This is a genomic window from Roseiconus nitratireducens, assembly GCF_008629675.1.
In the GTDB taxonomy this organism is placed as follows: Bacteria; Planctomycetota; Planctomycetia; order Pirellulales; family Pirellulaceae; genus Stieleria; species Stieleria nitratireducens.
Genome location: NZ_VWOX01000053.1, coordinates 1 through 1,860, shown reverse-complemented (window position 1 = coordinate 1,860; position 1,860 = coordinate 1). Strand labels below are relative to the sequence as shown.

Here is a 1,860-nt window from a genome sequence, read left to right as displayed (position 1 = left end):
GCTAGTGCGCCTGTGAAGGCGATTGAATGGTCGGGTGAAAGTCCCGATCGGGGAAGATCGTTACCTCCCCGTAGTGAATGATAACTGCGTTTTCAACAGAAAGGGTGGGAAGCAATCAGGATCGAATGAGCAGTCCGTAACGAAAGTGAACTCAATTCGGCCAAGCCTGTCGGGGAGCGTGCTAGCAATCTGCGAACCCTTGACCACACGCTTCGGCCCGACGATGACCGTCTGGTCTATCGGCAAGCTTGTCGATGGTCGGTGTGGCAGCTCGCACGGTGATGAACCGGTAACGTAGAAAACCGAGGCGAGCGAAATGGCAGTAGGGTGGTTGGAGACGGAATGCTCAGAAGTTCAATCGAGATAAGCAGGGAGAGCTTCGCGACGTGCAGACCTGTGATGCGTGAGCGAAGCAGTCAGAGCCTCCGTAGTAGTGCTGACCATCGGGAACCAAACCCGATGTGAGCGAAGGGAGGCAGGAAAGTAGATTCGAGGAATCCACCCCATGAGCAAAAGCAAAGCCTATCGGAAACGCCGTCGCGTCCGACGCGAGGGACGCCGAAAGGACCAGGGATTGCTACCCCGGCGAGTGCCGTTTTCAGCGACAGGTGTCGCCGAAGCAGCTACGCCCAGGGAGTCACTGCCCCCGACCGACATTCGGTCATGGGCCAACCGTGCGGTATGGACCAATCGAATGTTGGTGACACTCGTCGAAAGACGATTGAAACATGGCAAATGGTATTCGCTGATTGACAAGGTGACCGGCGAGTTGAACCTTTTTCTGGCTGCCCGCAAGGTCACGTCCAGGAAGACAGCAGCGGGCGTCGACGGCCAGGACAGCGAAATGTTCGAGGAGCACTTGATCGAGGAGACTCGCAAGCTTCGCGGGCAAATCTGTTCGGGCAGTTACACGCCATCCCCCGTGCGTCGCGTGCATCTTCCCAAACCGGGAAGCGACCAGACGCGTCCGCTCGGCATCCCAACGGTCCGTGATCGGGTGGTGCAAACCGCCTTGTTGAACGTGATCGAGCCGATCCTTGATAACGAGTTCCATGAGCGCAGCTTCGGCTTTCGCCATGGCCGCTCGGCTCACGACGCCCTGCGCGTCGTCGAGCAAAAGCTCGGGGAAGGCTACATGTATGTCGTGGATGCGGATATTCACGGTTACTTCGATGCGATCCCCAAGGAGCGGTTGATGCGTCTTGTCAAAAGACACATTGCTGATTCCAGGGTGATCGAGCTGATCGAATCGTTTCTAGATTGCGGCATCATGGAAGATCTTCACCAGTGGAACCCGATCGCCGGTGTTCCACAGGGTGCGGTCCTCTCTCCAGTGCTGTCGAACCTCTACCTCAATGACTTCGATCATATGATGTCTGAGGCGGGCTTTGAGCTGGTGCGGTATGCCGACGATTTCGTCGTGCTCTGCCGTAGCGAGTTTGAGGCCGAAGCGGCTCTGGAAACGATCAAGGCATGGATGGCCGAGGCCGGTCTGCGGCTTCATCCGACCAAGACGAAGATCGTCGACAGTCGGCAGAAAAGCTTCGCTTTTCTGGGTTATTCGTTTCGCGGCGAGAAAATCTACCCTCGCAGTGAGAGCCTGAAGCGGCTGAAAGCTCGGATCGTCTCCCTGACCGGTCGGAATCGTTCCGGTTCGCTGGAGTCGATCGCATGGGAGCTGAGCATCGTGTTACGCGGCTGGTTCGGCTACTTTCGCCACTGCTGTTGGACGATCTTCACCGATCTGGATGTCAAAATCCGGGTGCGTCTTCGCCGCTTGCTGCTGAAGCGTCATCGTCACAACGCAGCTCGTCAGCCTCGCACCCAGCGTTGGCCGAATGCCACTTTTACGGACGCGGG

Annotated in this window: 1 protein-coding gene; it reads left to right on the top strand. The window is 57.4% G+C overall.

The features are described 5' to 3' along the window. Window positions 1-694: 694 nt before the first annotated feature. Window positions 695-1,860: group II intron reverse transcriptase/maturase (gene ltrA / locus FYK55_RS28635; RefSeq protein ID WP_235909045.1), on the top strand; the 1,166-nt coding region annotated here is incomplete at its 3' end.